Origin of the sequence: Ureibacillus sp. FSL K6-0165 (genome assembly GCF_038004285.1) — a bacterium.
GTDB lineage: Bacteria > Bacillota > Bacilli > Bacillales_A > Planococcaceae > Ureibacillus > Ureibacillus thermosphaericus.
Genome location: NZ_JBBOQS010000002.1, coordinates 246,714 through 263,603, shown reverse-complemented (window position 1 = coordinate 263,603; position 16,890 = coordinate 246,714). Strand labels below are relative to the sequence as shown.

Here is a 16,890-nt window from a genome sequence, read left to right as displayed (position 1 = left end):
CTATTATCTCTTTGATTTTGACTATTATCTTATCTCTGCTGGAGCGAATTTTTAGCTTTGGCTATTATTTTATCTAGATTGACTATTATCAAGGGCGTTTTGGCTATTATCTCTTTGATTTTGACTATTATCTTATCTCTGCTGGAGCGAATTTTTAGCTTTGGCTATTATTTTACCTAGATTGACTATTATCTTGGCCGAGTTGGCTATTATCTCTTGGGATTTGACTATTATCCCATCTCTGCTGATACGTATTTTTGGCTTCGGCTATTATTTTATCTAGATTGACTATTATCAAGGGCGAGATGGCTATTATCTCTTTGAATTTGACTATTATCTTATCTTTACTAAAGTGATTTCTCGGTTTTTACTTACAATTTTTTCTTATTTAGATACACTCCATATATCTATTCGGAATTCGTTCAATCGTGTGGTTAGCTCATTTGCTGGAATAGAAAACATCTTAACCACTTCTCTTGTGTAGATAAATCCCCTACTCGTTCGCATTAACTCCCTACTTTTGCAAATTATCACGTTACTCGTGCGGATAGCTCCTCATGCTGCATATAATCCCTACCCTTATCTTGTCAGCTAATCCAACCAACAATCCGTGCAATTAAAAAACACCCTTTGAATGAATCGCTTCATTCAAAAGGTGTCAATACACTCAAAACACGAGTATAAATCTATTCGTCCAAAAACTACCTAAAGCTATAACATTACCCGATCCTTATCAGTCTTGCTAATTGCTGAAGCAAGGATTACGAAGCCTAGCATTAAGATGAAAATTAAATCTAGTAACCCTGTATGAATGGTTACGGTAAATAAAGTTAATACAAAAGCGTATGCAATTGTGTGGAAGCTTTTTACGCCTGCTTGTTTCACCTTATTATAAAGCATTGATACAAGTGCACCATAAAGCAAGAAGCCAATAATTACAAGTATATAGCCGCCATCTAAATACAATTGTCCAATGAATGTTGGGGTTGTCGTTCTACCAGGACGAGTAATATACTTCCCTTCTTCAACGCTTAAGGAGTTCACTACTTCAGTTACTTGCATACGAGGTGAAATTTGTTCACCTGGTAATACTGTACTAAAAATGCCTTTATGGATTTCTCCACCGAGATACCCTTCTTCTTCGGTATACTCAATAATTTTACTTAACACAATATGACCTGTAACCATTTCACCATTTAAAGCTAAAATCCATTTTGGTGTCGCATTTACTCTGTCTTCAGCAGTTAATAACTTCTCTAATTCATCTTCCTCTAAATGCTCGCGATCTGGTTGTTCTCTCGTATTGAATTCTTGTGATGTATCTTCCATTACAACTCGGAAAAATCCGAATAAAGCAAATGATATTGCAACAACTGTAAGAAACGTAAGGAACCAAGTGAGCTTAACTCGCTTCACCACATAATGGAATACGATAATGCCTGTAAATAACATTAACGCTAATGGTGTTCTATATCCCATTAATAAAAATAGGAACATCACTACACCATATAACCCAGCATAAACGAATGCTTTTTTCATTGTCATGTTTTTTTCTTTAATCATTTTATAAGAAAGGAGCAACAATACCCCGTACCATAATAAATGGCTGAAGAAATTTAATTTCGGGTCTAAATTTCGACGAACAGATTCATCAGAAAGCCCGATCATTCCTTGGGCAATCATCAATACGTACGCCACTAAACCGATTGTAGTTAAGATGACAATAAAATGAACAATAAATTTACTTAACTTAGACAGCCCAAACGTTGGCAATGTCCAATTTCTTCGGTCAGCAATATATACACCTATGTAATAACAAAGAACGGACAAAATGACTGCCGGCCAAATCGATTTTCTAACATTAAATAAATCAAATCGCCAGAAGTCAAATAAACTAATGACAAAATAAGCCATTAAAATAAAAGGTAAAAAGAAATATGGCGAAAAAGTATCTATTTTATTTATATTCTTTACGGTAGCTTTTATCCTATCTTTCATAAACCATTGCGAACATCGATTGCAATTGGATGCTCTTCATTTCCCTCTCTTCATTATGTATTTTTTTCGACAAATCAAAGGCTATTATAGCACAATAAAGTGCTTGATTCATTTCTATCAAAAAATAAGTAGATTTCAATGCATTAACAATTTCAGATAGCTCACTAGTCCCTCATCCACATTCATGCATTTTACATTAGATAAAATCGATTCGCAAATGTATTTTCGATAGAGGCATTTGTAATACTAATGAGTTGAGATAAAATATGGCAAATAGGAAGTTATTATGTTTAAATAATAATTCCTGTCTGCCACAACATTTTCTCTTCTAACTTTCTAATTTCAGTATGGCTGAGCTTGAAACAATTATGAAAAGCAAACGATGCAAAATTTATTCATTTTTTAGATAAACATTCATATTTCGGTCATTATACGCTAAAACAACGTAATCTGGTTGAATTTCCAACAAATATTCAATTAGCGGCTTATCAAAATAGCGTAAATCAATCACCGTCAACTGACGGAAATGAGAAGCCACATGAAATTGAATTGGATTAAAATAAGAATCTTTAATCACTACAAGATGCTTGTCCACTTGAGGTTTTTCATTAAAAATATTCAATTCTAAAAAGTCGCGACTATATCCCTCGCTATAGTTGACTGGCCGTGATTCGTCAAACCCCTTTGCCACTCCATAAATTTGCTCTACATCCACTTGAAATTCTCTCGTAGCCGTTCTCTCATAAATCGTTAAAATCTCTGAAAAATCAATTGGCTCATTGTAACAAATTTGATCATCATGCTCTACCGTCATCGCCAAAATTTTATTCCAAGAACCTAAAAATTCATTTTTCAGACATACATTGTTGTTTTCATCATATGGCATTGGGGATAGAGCCCAGTCCATTCTTTCGTTTAACGTTCGAATCAATGCTTCATAAGCCGCATATGCTCCTCTCATCGTCCAATGATGATCTGTTTTAAAATACATTTCTTCGACCGAAATTGTATTGTCTATGTAATCTATTAAACGAACTTCATCTACATTTTGTTCCTTCAATAATTCATGGACTTTTTGATTTCTTACTTGTCCAACATCCTCTGGCATATAGTCAGGAGCTTTCAAAATATATGTGGCTTTTGCAGGAAAAGAATAATAAGTAAAAGGTATGCCCGCTGCTGTCAATTCTTTGGAAATGTCCGTTAATTCATTGACGAAATTTCTAACCGATTCATCTTCCATTTCCACTACTGGTTTAGCAGCAATCCAACCATCTTCTTCCACATAATATTTATCATTAAAATAGACTTTCCCAGTAAATTTTTGTAATAAAATATAATTTTTTAGCCAATCGTCTCGCTTTGGAAACTGATCTGTAAAATACTCCTCAAGATGTTTCGAATATTCGCCCGAAAAGATTTGTTCCATTGTTGGCTGTTTATTTAGCACCGTCAAATTGCGGTTTTCCATTTCAGAAACTTTCTGATCCGGAATGAAAGCATGCCAGACGAACATGCCAAATATGACGATGAAGAAACTAATGGGCAACAGCAATTCTAATTTTTTCATCTTATCACCTAGCATCTATGCATTACTAAACAAGCTTGCAATCAACGATTAGAATCTGAAATAAATGAACGGATTATGTGTTGAATTCACTAAAAACATTGTCACAATCGCAACAATGATTAAATAATACACTGTCTGTACGAGTTGTAGTGAAATATAATAACCGCTGTTATCCTCGGCCTTTTGTTCACTCCATTTTAAATACAATTGATAAATCGGCATTGAGAAGATGATTCCAAGTGCAAAATAAATCGCATAATCATTCAAAAACAACAATGTTTGATAATCATACAAAGGAACATCATTTAAAAAGAACATTGTTTGAATGTACTCAAAAGAATAAGCAAAATCATCTGCACGGAAAAATACCCAACCGACCATAACAATCAGTAAAACATATACATGGCGGAACACTCTTGGAATTTTGTTTAACCATTTCAATAAAAACCACTTTTCTAAGCAAATTAATACTCCGTAATAAAATCCCCAAGCCATGAATGTCCAGCTGGCACCGTGCCAAAATCCTGTTAATGTCCATACGACTAATAAATTTCGATACACTTTCCACTGGGCATCGACGCGGCTTCCACCTAACGGGAAGTAGACATAATCTCTAAACCAATGGCTTAACGAAATATGCCATCTGCGCCAAAATTCTGTTATCGTTTGACTAATATATGGATAATTGAAGTTTTCCAAAAACTTAAATCCAAAAATGCGAGCTAATCCAATGGCCATATCGCTGTATCCAGAGAAATCAAAATAAATTTGTAGCGTATAAGCAATGATTCCAATCCAAGCTGTCCCTGTCGTTAAGCTGTCACCTGAGAGTGCGAAACATTGGTCTGCAACAGCGCCCATTGGATTGGCGATTAACACCTTTTTTGCTAACCCTTGAATAAACCTGCGGGTACCAATCATTACATCTTCATTTTGTATAATTCTGTGCTTAATTTGATCAGCAATCGTTTGATAACGTACAATTGGACCCGCTACAAGCTGAGGGAATAAAGAAATAAATAGAGATAAATCAATTAAATTTCGCTGAGCTTTTACTTCTTGTCTGTATACGTCAATAATGTAGCTCATCGCTTGGAACGTGTAGAAAGAGATTCCAATCGGAAGAGGAACTTCCTCAAATGCAATGTCTACATGGAATAAATCTTCCCATATCCCAACAAAAAAGCCCGCATATTTGTAATAACCTAAAATCGCAATATTGATCACGAGCGTCAGAATCAACAAACGCTTCTTCTTAGCTGAAGGTGGCGTCTTATCAATGACAATCCCCATCACATAATTCACCAGTATGGAGATGAGCATTAAAAAGACGTACCTAGGTTCGCCCCACGCATAGAAAATCAAGCTCGCAATTAATAACAATATGTTGCGAAAACTTTTTGGGAATATGAAATATGCAATGATTATCAAAGGTAAAAATAAATATAAAAACACTAAACTACTGAAAACCATGGTATTACCCCAATACTTATAAAATAGTGTTTAGTTTTTTCGTTGAAATTCGTCATAACCTATTGACTTATGTCAAAAATCTCTACTTTGTTCATTGTAAACTAAAGTCTTCATCAGTGCTATCTTTAATTATATAGGTTGGTGTTTAAAGAAAAAATCAGCAAGAAAATTCCTGCTGATCTTTAATTACTATAATAATGAACGATTCCTTGATAAATAGCGTTTCCAAATACTTCTTGATAATTGCTATTTACAAGTTTTGAAAGGTCCTCGTTATTTGTGATAAAACCTAATTCTACTAATACAGAAGGAAAGACGGAATGTCGAATTACATAATAGTCAGCTCGTTTTACTCCTCGATTTTGCATATTCGCTTGCTTTACAATTTCATTATTAATATTGGTTGCAAGAGCGCGATCTTCTAATTCGTTATCATTCGCTGAAATACTATAATAAGTTTCCGTTCCTTTAGCGCTAGAACTTGACGCTGAATTTACATGAATGCTGACGAACATTTCGGCATAGTGTTTATGAGCAAAATCTACTCGATCTTGCAATGTAGGATATGTATCTCCTTCGCGCGTCATATAAACAATTGCACCATCATTTTCTAACTTCCGCTTCACAACATTGGCAACAGCTAAGGCTATGCGTTTTTCTGCGTATTTCCCTTTTACTGTGCCCGGATCTTTTCCACCATGGCCAGGGTCAAGGACAATAATGCGATTTTTAACTTTAGAACCGCTTTGGCTAAGCAATTTTAAATAGGTTTTATGTACATATCCAATAGAACCTTGATAGTTTACTTTCGCCCACCAACCATCAATTGAAATGACATATATTTCATCTCCACGATTCAATTTCCCAATTATCTCGGAACGATCATTCGCTTCACTTCTAACATTTAAATTATTTACTGTTGCTCGACCAATCGTATCTGTTTTTTCTGGAGCTGTTTGATGTTGGCATGGATTTTGAGCGTTGACAGGTTTTACGGTTAAACGGAATTGCTTATCCATTGCCCGCGCAACAAATAAAGAAAATTGCATTCTTGTTAAATAACTATCTGGGTTAAATTTTCCTTTACTTCCTTGGGAAATACCATTGTAGTATAGGGCATTAATATATTTAAAATACGGATGATCCGAAGTAATATCGCAGAATGGTGATGGATAAGAAGCATATTCTTCTAAATCTAATTTGAAAGCAGTTGCCACAACTTTACTCATTTCTCCTCGAGTAAGTGGTGTGTGCGGTTTAAATCGTTTATCCGGTACCTCGTTAAATAAACCTAGACTCATTGCCTTTTCAACATATCCAGACAATTCCGGTTCTGTTTTTGGATCAATGTCGATAAAGGAAGATTGTGTTACTTTCAATGGTTTATAACCTGCACCTAATACAACCATTTTTGCAGCTTGTCCACGGGTAACATGTTGATATAATTTGAACACTCGTGTCCCATTTTCTGAATACCCTTCAATGATGCCCCTATCTTCCAAATAGTTGATTTGATGAAATGCTTCGTGGGTTGAAGGGACGTCTGCAAATCTCTGGCTTGCATATGCCTCTGAACTGAATATAGCAAATATTGCAATGGCTAAAAATGAAAATAGAATACTCGTTTTTTTCAAAGACATTCCTTTTGTTCTCCTCCCTCCAATTAGTCCAAAATGTTATCCACTATTACCATTGATAACATTTTTTTGATGAAATTTAAAGTAATCACTCCATTTTTTTGGAATAAAAAATAGATTATTAGTATTTTTTAATAAAAATTTTCTCTCGCTTTAGCGGTCTATTTCTTCTTTATTGCACAATATTTCTTAAAAAATTCCTTAATAAACAAATTTCTGCACTGCTTCAATAAAAGAGAAGAATTTCTAAACCGATTAAATTTCTTCTCTTTTCTAGCAATGCAGAACCACTCAAAAATTATTTACTAACCGCACGCTGTATAAAAGTCTCTAACTGTGTAAGTGTCACATAGTCATTCGGTCCATATAAGCCATTTCCTTTTCCAATCGTAATACCATGTTGAGCTAAAATTGTAATATAGTCATATGCCCAATGATTTTGATCCACATCACGGAATTGCACAGTGTTTTTTCCAATTGGTTTTAAATTGAAGGCAACTGTTAGAACCTTCGCCATTTGTGCGCGAGTAATTGGGGAATTCGGATTGAATTTTCCTTGCCCATTCCCTTCAAAAATTCTCAATTTATTTAGGGCTGTTGCGGCTCCTGCTACATAATCTGTCGACTTTACGTCGATAAATGGAGAGTTCGTATCGGAAGTATCAAGCCCTAATCCTTCTGCCAATCGAAGAGCTACTTTCCCGCGAGATGCATAAAAGCCCAAATCAACCGATGCATTTTTCACTTCAGAAGCTTGTTGCTTCGAAAAATCGATTACTCGTTTTGCACCAACATAGCGATTTTTCCAGTAGCTATTATCCAATGAAGCAATGCTTACCCCTTTACTTGAAGAAGCGTTAATAAATTGATTGTTTCCTATATAAATCCCTACATGGGAAACACCTTGCCCTGATGTATTAAAGAATACTAAGTCTCCTATTTGTAAATGTTGCTTTGAAACAGCTGTCCCTTGTGCAAATTGTCCAGCAGATGTTCGATTTAATTGGTACCCCAAATCAGCAAATACTTTTTGCGTGAATCCGGAGCAATCAAAACCACTTGTTGTAGTGCCGCCCCAAGCATACGGTACGCCTATGTATTGTTTAGCTGTTGAAACCAATTCTTGTGATGTTGCAGCTTCTGCATCAATCAAAGGAGATGTAAAAATCATGAAAGATGCAAATACTGGAATTAACCACTTTTTTTTCACTGTCAATTCCTCCTTCAATTTCCTCTGTTCGCAATCTAATTCGAGCCTACCATAAATATTGTCCTTGTGATTTTTCATTTATGTAACGTTTTATATTTCGTTATTGCAGAAATAAATCGATTAAAAAAGAAAAATTTATCATTAAAGAGAAAATTGTTATTTATGAGTATCATTTGTAATATGGGTGTAATATTTATTTGATACTAACCGGAAAAAATACAGGATAATGTTGGATTTTTATTAAAAATAAGGGTTGAATTCCAAATAATACGGTTGTCTAGAAATATAAAAAAGCGAATTGGAAAACACATCGTTTTTCTCAATTCGCTTTCATGTATTTCTAACGTAAGCCCAATTATTATTTTTGATAATACTCTACAATTCCTTTATAAATTGAATCACCAAAGATTTCGACATATTCATGATCTGTCAATTTTGCACGGTCTTCAGGATTTGTAATAAATCCTAATTCTACTAACACGGAAGGAAGAATCATATTGCGAATTACATAGTAATCTTGTTTTTTCACACCACGATCTTTCATATCTGCATTTTTCACAATTTGATCGTTAATGGCTTTTGCCAATGTTTCATCTTCTTCAATATTCACGTTACCCGCAACGCTATAGTACGTTTCTGTACCTTTTGCACTCTCATTTGAAGCAGAGTTTACGTGTATACTCACAAACACTTCCGCGTAATTATTAAGCGCAATTTTCACACGATCTTCTAACGTCGGGTACGTATCTCCCGTTCTAGTCATAATAACTTTTGCACCATCTGCTTCTAATCTATTTTTCACAACTGTTGCAACTTTTAAAGTTATTTCCTTTTCCACCGCTCCGTTACTTGCTGCACCTGGATCTTTACCACCGTGCCCCGCATCAATAATAATCACGCGATCTTTTACTGGACTACCTTTTTGATTGATAAGTTTTAAATACGTTTTATGCACATAGCCTTTCGTGCCATTTTTCGTTGTAATATTTGCCCAGTTCCCACTAATCGAATGAACAGCCACTATTTCTCCTTTATTTAATGTTCCAAGAGAATTAGAAGTAGCGTCTGCTTTCTCTCGAATATTTAATGCATTCGTTGTAACACGACCAATTGTGTTAGTCGTATAAGTAGGTGTTTCAACAACTGGGTCTTTATCTACAGGATCTTTCACAGGCGGCGTTTCTACTGGATCTTTTACAGGTGGATCAACAGGCTTCTCCACAACCGGTTGTTTCGTAGCAGAAGCTTGAACGTATCCAGGAACCCCGTCCTTTTCTGTTAAATACCAATCACCTACTGTTTTATAAACCGGTATTTGCTCGTCAGCGTTAAAAGAACCTATCACTTTTGAATTGGTATTGCTAGATTTATAAACGTTCACTTTTCCAACTGCAATCACATGTTTCTGCACTTTTCCGAGAGGTTGTCCAGCCTCATCCACTACTTGAGCGTAATCTCTTGAAATATAGGCATATTGATCTTTATACATCACTTTAAACCAACCAGGTTGAATTTCAAATAAAGGGAGTTTAGTTCCTTTATTGATTTGGCCAATTCGATTAGCGTTTGTTGATGTATCGGTTGAAGTGCGGACATTTAAGTAATCAACTGTCGCCGCCACTGTTCCAATAGCATCTTTTTCATTCGGAACTTGTACGCCTTGCACTGGTAATTCTAATCGATATTTTTCCTCTTTTGCTCGGGCAATAAAGGAAGCAAATTGTCCACGTGTAACGGAAGATTCCGGCATAAATACGCGTTCTTTACCGGAAGGACTCCCTTTCGTAATACCGTTGTAATAAATTGCAGAAATGTATTTGTAATAAGGATGTTTCGGACTGATATCTTTAAAAGGTACCGTTAAGTTTGCGTACTTCTCCACATCTAATTGAAAGGCAGTTGCTAAAACTTTCGCCATTTCTTGGCGAGTTAAGTTAACGTAAGGACCAAATTCTCCATTTTTAAAAGCTGAAAAATATCCTTCTTTTACTGCTCTTTCCACATAACCTGAAAGTTCTGTCCCTGTTTGTACATCTTTAAAAGAAGATTGTTTTACTTTCAACGGTTGCAACCCAGAAGAAATGACTACCATTTTGGCAGCTTGTCCTCTCGTAACTGGTTGATGTGGTTTATAATATGTTCCATTTTCCGTTTCATACCCTTTAATAGCACCTAAGTTAATTAAATATTGGATTTCTTCATAGGCATCATAAGATGGTGGAACATCGACAAACTGAACTTTTGCACTAGTTGTATGTATATTGAATAAAGATAAACAAAGTATAAAACCTATTAATAAACTTATTTTTTTTAAAGACAATACATTTCCCGCCCTTCTAAGATAGTAATTTTATTCTATCAAAAGAATTATTTTCATTCATCAGTCTTTTCTACCTGTTTCCCTAAATTTATCCTTATATAATCTATTAACGATTCTGGAATGAAGAAGTTCTCGCTTAATGATAAAAAAAGAGAGGTTCGTTAAACCTCTCTACTTATAAATTTATTTAATTTCCTACAAGAAAAGTTGGTAGCTAATATGGATTATTGTGCATTTTTAATACGTTCAATGAAAGTATCCAAGTGTTCGAAAGTTGCGTATTCGTCTACTCCAAATGTTCCGTCTTCTCTACCAGTCGCAATGCCATTGGAAGCTAAAATAGCTACATATTCGTATGCCCAATGTTCTTTAGAAACATCAGCAAATGTTGCTGGCTCACCTTTTAATTCTAAACCATACGCTATCACTAATGCTTTTGCTAATTGACCACGAGTAATCGGTGAACCTGGGTTAAATTTTCCATTTGAATCTCCAGTAAAGATATTTAATTTATTTAAGGCCGTTGTTGCACCAGCATATTTAGATTCTGGCTTCACATCAATAAATGGTGAATTTTGATCAGTTGTATCTAAGTTTAATGCTTCAGCAAGTCGGATTGCAGCTTCACCGCGAGAAACATAAACGCTAAAATCGATTGCAGCTTCTTTTACTTGTTCAGCTTCTTCTGTTGTAAATGTAGCTACTCGTCTTGCACCAATATAACGAGAGCCCCAGTAATACGGATCGTTAAGACTATCAATTTCAACTCCACCTGATGTAGTAGCGGAAATGAATTGATTATCTCCTAAATATATTCCAACGTGGGATACGCCTTTTCCAGAAGTATTAAAGAACACTAAATCTCCTGGTTGTAATTCGTTTTTTGAAACAGCTGTGCCTTGAGTATATTGTTCTTTAGATGTACGTTTCAACGAAATTCCTAATTGAGAAAATACATATCTCGTATACCCTGAACAATCGATTCCAGTCTTAATATTTGTACCACCATATTTATATGGTGCTCCTATGTATTGTTTCGCTGTGCTTTTTAATTCATCTACTGTAGCTGCTTCTACTGCATTGTTTGCTCCGAAACCTGATACAAGTAAGAACGATGTAAAAATCGTCAACAACCATTTCTTTTTCACGAACACTCGGCCCCTTTCGAACATTGCTAAATCCGTTACTATATACTCACAGTTAATAGACTATCATAGATTGGACTCTAGTAATTTTTCAATTGTGTAACTTTTTTGCTATATAACAGAAAATGCCGAAATCCTTACCTTTAAAGGAAATTCGGCACTTCTAATAGAAAAATTATGAAATTATATAACAGGTATTGTAACATTCCTGTAATAAAAGATACTAGTTTATTACAGTTATTTGCTAGAAAATAATTGAACCCAATAATAGTTTCCTTGAGAATCTGACTTTATTCCCACGCCTATATTCGTATAATTTTCTTTCAACATATTTTCCCTGTGCTTTTCTGAAGCCATCCATGCATTAACAACATCTTTTGGTTGATCAAAATTACGTGCAATATTTTCACCAAATCTCGTAAATTCATAGTCAAAGAGTGTCGCCATATCCCAAGGATGCCCGTAATAAGGAGAGAAATGATCAAAATATTTTCTCTGTATCATATCCTGTGCCTTAATAATCGCCAATTGAGTGAGTGCTAAATCTTGTTTCAAAGGAGGGACTCCAACTTTTTTACGTTCTTCATTTACTAAATCAATCACTTCATTTGTCCAATTCACTGCACTATTGACCGTAGAAATATAGTGTTTCGACAAATAGTCATAAGCTAACTGATAAGATTTTATTTTATTTTGAAATTCAATGCCTCTATAAACGAGAACTGCCAACTGTGCTCTTGTTACATACTGATTAGGTGAAAAAGTAGTAGGTGTTGTACCTTCGATGATTCCTACATCTGCTAGCGATTCTATATAATCTCTAGCCCAGTAATCCTTTTTGTAATCTTTAAATGAAGTTTTATTCACATGGTCCACTTGAACACCATAACTAAGAGCCAACATTTTAGCGATTTGTGCTCTTCTTAGCGGTTCTTCCGGACGAAAATGCTCACTATTTTGAACAATCCCTAGTTCTGCGAGCTTGCAGATTTCTTGATAATATTGATGGCTGGGTGATAAATCTTTTGCGTTTAATTCAAAATCCGTTTCGAGGGGAATTTCTAACGATCTCGCTATAACACTAGCCGCTTCCGCTCGGGTTGCATACTGATTCGGTTTAAAGGTACCATCTTGATAGCCATCCATGTATCCTTTTTCCTTCAGTGTTAAAATTGGTGTTGCTGCCCAAAATGAACTGCTTATATCTTGAAAGGGAGTTTGCAGTTCTGTTGATTTAACACGCTCTTCTCCCGCCATTGCATGAACTCTATTATGTAAAAAACCCCCATTTAAAAACAATATGATAGCGGCGGTTATTATGATTGTGTTACGTTTCATATATTCTCTCTCCACTTCTATAAAACTAAAATAACTACCTTTTTTTATGTATTCTCTATTTTTATAATAATTACCTTTTATTTTCAAAAAGTTCATGATTTGTTAATAGAGAAATATGTTTTGATAAAAAAGAATTACGTTCTCAACATCAAAGGTATCAGATAAATTTTCTATTAATATCTTCAATAAAGTTAGGTAATCATTTAAAAAGCATTATCTCGAGCAAAAATCCCAAGATAATGCTTTACTTTGAAATATTATTCAACGCTAATGACTTGGAATCCTAGCCCATCCGTTGCTTCAAGAGCTCTTTTAATAAAAGTTGCCAATTGCCCTCGAGTTAGTGGAGAAAAAGGACGAAATGTTTCAGGAGTTGTGCCTGTTGTAATTTTATAATCAATCAACGTTTGAATATATTGTCTCGTTTCCAGATCATTGATGACATTGACATCTTTAAATGGTGTCGTTGTTTTATTCGATACTTTCAAGCCAAAACCTAATGTTACCATTTTTGCAATTTGCGAACGTTTTAACGTATTAGATGGACGAAATGTGCCATCTTGATAGCCTTGTATGATTCCTTTTTGGCTCAGCGCAGCAATAGCACCATAGTATTTGCTTGCTTTAGGTACATCAATAAATCCAGGATCTGCCACGTTCACTGTATCTAAATGTAATGCCTTGGCAATAAATAAAGCCGCTTCTTGTCTTGTTGCTTGTTTATAAGGTTCATATGTTGTCGCGCTCGTTCCTTCAACGATACCTTCGTTAATAAGGATTACAATCGATTCATAATGGGCATCTTTAACAGATACATCAATAAAAGGATTCTCCGCTGCATTGGCTGTAGTTGGAATGTAAATTGCAGCTACGATACCAAAGATGACAACGGATATCCAAAATTTCCATAGTTTCATGTGGATATTTCCCCCCTATCCTACTCTCTTCAACCATTGTAACCCAAATTATGGTAGGTTTCTATAATAACTATTGACAGAAGGAATATAGGGAGTATTTTTTCGATAACACAATGGACCGAATAGAAAACCATTTGTCTCCATTCGGCCCCTCTATTTGGACTTTCCCTGCTATGTCCATCTATGAAGTTTAAGTATTAGTTGTTGGTTGGTAGCCTATGACTAATACTTATTAGCAAAATTACAATTGAGTCTTTATTACTTAAAAGTTCTAAGTAGTTGATGAAATAAAATTATTCTTCAACCATTTCAACAGGAATAACTTCTGTTACTTCAATTTTTTTATCTGTTAAGTCTTTAATATCTGACTCTTCTAATAGCTGTAAAGAAATTGTGTCATTTGCTTCGATAACTAAATCTTCTAGTTTCACGATGACTTTAGTAGCTTTTTCGCTTTCTTCGTCACCCTTGTTGGCATCAATTTTTATTGGAGTAGTTAATGAATCGTCATTGACTAACACTTCAAAGTCAAATATTACTGTTTCGTCATTTAATAATTTGATTTCTTCAGAATAAGTAATTTCAAGTTCTTTTGTTGTTTTATTAAACTTAGCTGAAATTACTGTAGGCGCTTCATTTGTGATTTCTTCAAATTTTACAGTTTTCTTAAATTCAGAAACGAATTGGTTTTCTTTTGTACCTTTTACTTTTTTCGGTTCGATTACAATTTCATAATCACCATTGAACAACGTTTGATTTGTGATTGTTAACGTTTTTCCATCTTCACTTAATGTAAATGTTAATGAATCAGGTGTTGTTGCATCTTCTTTTGCAATCACTTTTACTTGTTGTAGATTTTCTTGTGTATTATTAATTGGTTCATTAAATATTACTTCAATCGTTGAAGCTGTAGTGGCAGTCGCAGAGACAACTTTTAATTCATCTTGTTCAGAAACTTGAATTGTGCGATATAGGAATGAAGCGAATTGTCCGCGTGTTACCGTTTCGTTCGGTCTGAAATTTTCAACAACGGAAATTCCTAAGTCACGCAACGCTTGTACTGCTTCTCTTCTATTGTTATCGTTATAAACTTCATCCATGTCCACTACTATTACATCATCAATCTCTTCAGCTAATTCGATTAATGATACACCAAACATTGCTTCATATGCACGATTTAAAGTTAAAGCCATTTGCGAACGGTCCATATTGTTCATGTGCATTAATTTGTTATCTGAACCAAGAAATACGCCATGATCTTTTACTAAAGCTGCGTATTTTACTAACTCTTCGTCTGCAAAGTCCACTGGCAAATCCTTGAAGCGTTGTACTGTATCCCAATCTTCTGGTATTTCTTTGCCTTGTTCTTCAAGCCAGCGACCTAACATTTTTACCACATTTCCACGTGTTAATGTGTTATTCGGTTTGTATGTACCATCTTTGTATCCTTTTACGATTCCCATTTCTGCTAAAGCATCGATTGCTTCTTTATGAGTATTATCTTCTACATCAGTAAAAGTTGCCGCTGATACAGCTGGAACGATTGCAGAAGCTACTAATGTCGCCGTAGCTGCCGATGCGAAAAATTTTTTATAATTCATCAACTACTACCCTCCAAGAAAATATCATTTTTTTATCATTTTTCTTTGTAAAACGATGCTGATTTCTATCAACAAAATCTAGTATATTAATATTATTTATTTTCGTCAAAGGTAATATTTAGTTGCTAAATATTAGTATAAATATCCATAAAATATCATTTTTTTATCTAGCTCGAATATTATTTTTATTCAATAGAGCTAAGAACATTTTGTTATTTTTTTGATACATTTCCTTTTTTGAAGAAATCGAGTAGGAGGGAGCGATTAACTCCCGTCCTCTCACACCACCGTACGTACGGTTCCGTATACGGCGGTTCAATTAAGATAATTGACGCAAGTTTTCATAACGAGCTTCAAGACTTTCCAACCCTTGGTTTCTCCAATAGGAGTTACCAAGGGTTCTGTGTAATATTGGACTATTTGAAATACGCCAATAACTCTTCCGAGTATTTCCCCATTCATACGCTTGCCATTGTGGTACGCCAAGCTGAATAAGGTTGCGTATCTTTGTTTTCGGTTTCTTCCAGTTCTTCCATAGACACATTCGAAGTCTTCTACGAATCCATTTATCTAATTCAAGGAATATAGATTTGGTGTCTGCTAACGCAAAATATCCACTCCATCCCACTAGATATTGATTCAGTTTCTGAATGCGGTATTCCATCGGGTAGGGCATCTTGCGTGATGTGATTTCACGAACTTTATTCTTCATTCGTTTAAGGCTTTCTTTTGCGATACGAACCTTTGGCTCTTTATGATAGGTAAAGCTAAATCCTAGAAACTTACGTTTCCATGGACGGTCGACCGCTGATTTCTTTTCATTTACTTTCAGTCGTAGTTTTCCTTCAATGAATCGTTGAATGCTTGCCATTGTGCGAAGTCCTGCTCGTTTACTTTTCACGTAAATGTTACAGTCATCCGCATATCGAACGAATTTGTGTCCTCTTCTTTCCAATTCTTTATCTAGTTCATCTAGTACAATGTTAGATAGTAGCGGACTTAATGGTCCTCCTTGTGGAGTTCCTTCTAATGTGCTTGACACCACACCATTAATCATGACTCCCGATTGTAAATACTTACGAATCAATTTCAGTAATGGTTTATCTTGGATTCTCTTCGCGAGTGTACCCATTAATCTGTCATGGTTGACCTTATCAAAGAATTTCTCCAAGTCCATATCTACAACCCATCGATGTCCATCTCTTATATATTCTTTCGCTTTCCTCACCGCATCATGGGCACTTCGGTTTGGTCTAAATCCGTAGCTGTTTTCAGAGAATGTAGGGTCATACACTTTTGAAAGTACTTGGGCGATTGCTTGTTGAATCAAACGGTCTGTTACGGTAGGGATTCCTAGTAAACGAACACCGCCGTCAGGTTTCGGGATTTCGACTCTGCGGACTGGCATTGGTTCATAAGTTCCCTTGAGAATTGCCTCCTTAATAGATAGCCAGTTTTCGACTATGTGCTGTCGTAGGTTTTGTACGGGCATCATATCTACTCCGTGGCTTCCTTTATTCTGTTCTACACGTTTTAGTGCTTGAAGCATGTTCTCCCGTGACAGGATTTGATTCAAAAGCATCGTTATTCTCCTTCCGTGAATAGCTGTTCTCTTTATGCCAGTGGTCACTCCACCCTCCAAGAGGTCCCCCACGGGATTCACCGCTTCCTTCCTCAAGTG

At 35.3% G+C, this 16,890-nt stretch carries 11 protein-coding genes; all 11 read right to left on the bottom strand.

Annotated elements, in window-relative coordinates:
- Positions 1-711 precede the first annotated feature (711 nt).
- A complete protein-coding gene (locus NST00_RS14910) occupies positions 712-1,998 on the bottom strand; it encodes an oligosaccharide repeat unit polymerase (protein ID WP_339289117.1) in 1,287 nt (428 codons plus the stop codon).
- A gap of 391 nt (positions 1,999-2,389) precedes the next feature.
- Complete coding sequence (locus tag NST00_RS14905; RefSeq protein ID WP_016837953.1) at positions 2,390-3,568, bottom strand: DHHW family protein; 1,179 nt, start codon at positions 3,566-3,568, stop codon at positions 2,390-2,392.
- A 48-nt stretch (positions 3,569-3,616) separates the two neighbouring features.
- The gene (locus NST00_RS14900; RefSeq protein ID WP_340710318.1) at positions 3,617-5,041 is read right to left on the bottom strand and encodes an MBOAT family O-acyltransferase; all 1,425 of its coding nucleotides are present in this window, start codon (positions 5,039-5,041) and stop codon (positions 3,617-3,619) included.
- A 182-nt stretch (positions 5,042-5,223) separates the two neighbouring features.
- Positions 5,224-6,681 carry an N-acetylmuramoyl-L-alanine amidase gene (locus NST00_RS14895; RefSeq protein WP_340710316.1) on the bottom strand — a complete coding sequence of 486 codons (1,458 nt, stop codon included), beginning with the start codon at positions 6,679-6,681 and terminating at the stop codon, positions 5,224-5,226.
- 295 nt (positions 6,682-6,976) lie between these two features.
- On the bottom strand, positions 6,977-7,888 hold the full coding sequence (locus tag NST00_RS14890; protein WP_340710314.1) for a C40 family peptidase: 912 nt from the start codon (positions 7,886-7,888) through the stop codon (positions 6,977-6,979).
- 358 nt (positions 7,889-8,246) lie between these two features.
- On the bottom strand, positions 8,247-10,208 hold the full coding sequence (locus NST00_RS14885; RefSeq protein ID WP_168412350.1) for an N-acetylmuramoyl-L-alanine amidase: 1,962 nt from the start codon (positions 10,206-10,208) through the stop codon (positions 8,247-8,249).
- 224 nt (positions 10,209-10,432) lie between these two features.
- Positions 10,433-11,356, bottom strand: coding sequence for a C40 family peptidase (locus tag NST00_RS14880; protein ID WP_340710312.1), 924 nt, complete (start codon positions 11,354-11,356; stop codon positions 10,433-10,435).
- Positions 11,357-11,590: 234 nt separating this feature from the next.
- The gene (locus tag NST00_RS14875; protein ID WP_016837947.1) at positions 11,591-12,691 is read right to left on the bottom strand and encodes a CAP and S-layer homology domain-containing protein; all 1,101 of its coding nucleotides are present in this window, start codon (positions 12,689-12,691) and stop codon (positions 11,591-11,593) included.
- Between the two features lie 257 nt (positions 12,692-12,948).
- Positions 12,949-13,608 (bottom strand): S-layer homology domain-containing protein, encoded by a 660-nt coding sequence (locus tag NST00_RS14870; RefSeq protein ID WP_340710309.1) that lies wholly within the window; start codon positions 13,606-13,608, stop codon positions 12,949-12,951.
- 293 nt (positions 13,609-13,901) lie between these two features.
- Positions 13,902-15,209, bottom strand: a complete 1,308-nt coding sequence (locus NST00_RS14865; RefSeq protein WP_340710324.1) for an S-layer homology domain-containing protein — start codon at positions 15,207-15,209, stop codon at positions 13,902-13,904.
- A gap of 319 nt (positions 15,210-15,528) precedes the next feature.
- Positions 15,529-16,791: a group II intron reverse transcriptase/maturase gene (gene ltrA / locus NST00_RS14860; protein ID WP_340710146.1), complete on the bottom strand. Its 1,263-nt coding sequence runs from the start codon at positions 16,789-16,791 to the stop codon at positions 15,529-15,531.
- Positions 16,792-16,890 lie beyond the last annotated feature (99 nt).

Coding starts and splice junctions, on each gene's coding strand:
- NST00_RS14910 (WP_339289117.1), bottom strand. CDS start 1,998: ATGAAAGATAGGATAAAAGCTACCGTAAAGAATATAAATAAAATAGAT.
- NST00_RS14905 (WP_016837953.1), bottom strand. CDS start 3,568: ATGAAAAAATTAGAATTGCTGTTGCCCATTAGTTTCTTCATCGTCATA.
- NST00_RS14900 (WP_340710318.1), bottom strand. CDS start 5,041: ATGGTTTTCAGTAGTTTAGTGTTTTTATATTTATTTTTACCTTTGATA.
- NST00_RS14895 (WP_340710316.1), bottom strand. CDS start 6,681: ATGTCTTTGAAAAAAACGAGTATTCTATTTTCATTTTTAGCCATTGCA.
- NST00_RS14875 (WP_016837947.1), bottom strand. CDS start 12,691: ATGAAACGTAACACAATCATAATAACCGCCGCTATCATATTGTTTTTA.
- NST00_RS14870 (WP_340710309.1), bottom strand. CDS start 13,608: ATGAAACTATGGAAATTTTGGATATCCGTTGTCATCTTTGGTATCGTA.
- NST00_RS14865 (WP_340710324.1), bottom strand. CDS start 15,209: ATGAATTATAAAAAATTTTTCGCATCGGCAGCTACGGCGACATTAGTA.
- ltrA (WP_340710146.1), bottom strand. CDS start 16,791: ATGCTTTTGAATCAAATCCTGTCACGGGAGAACATGCTTCAAGCACTA.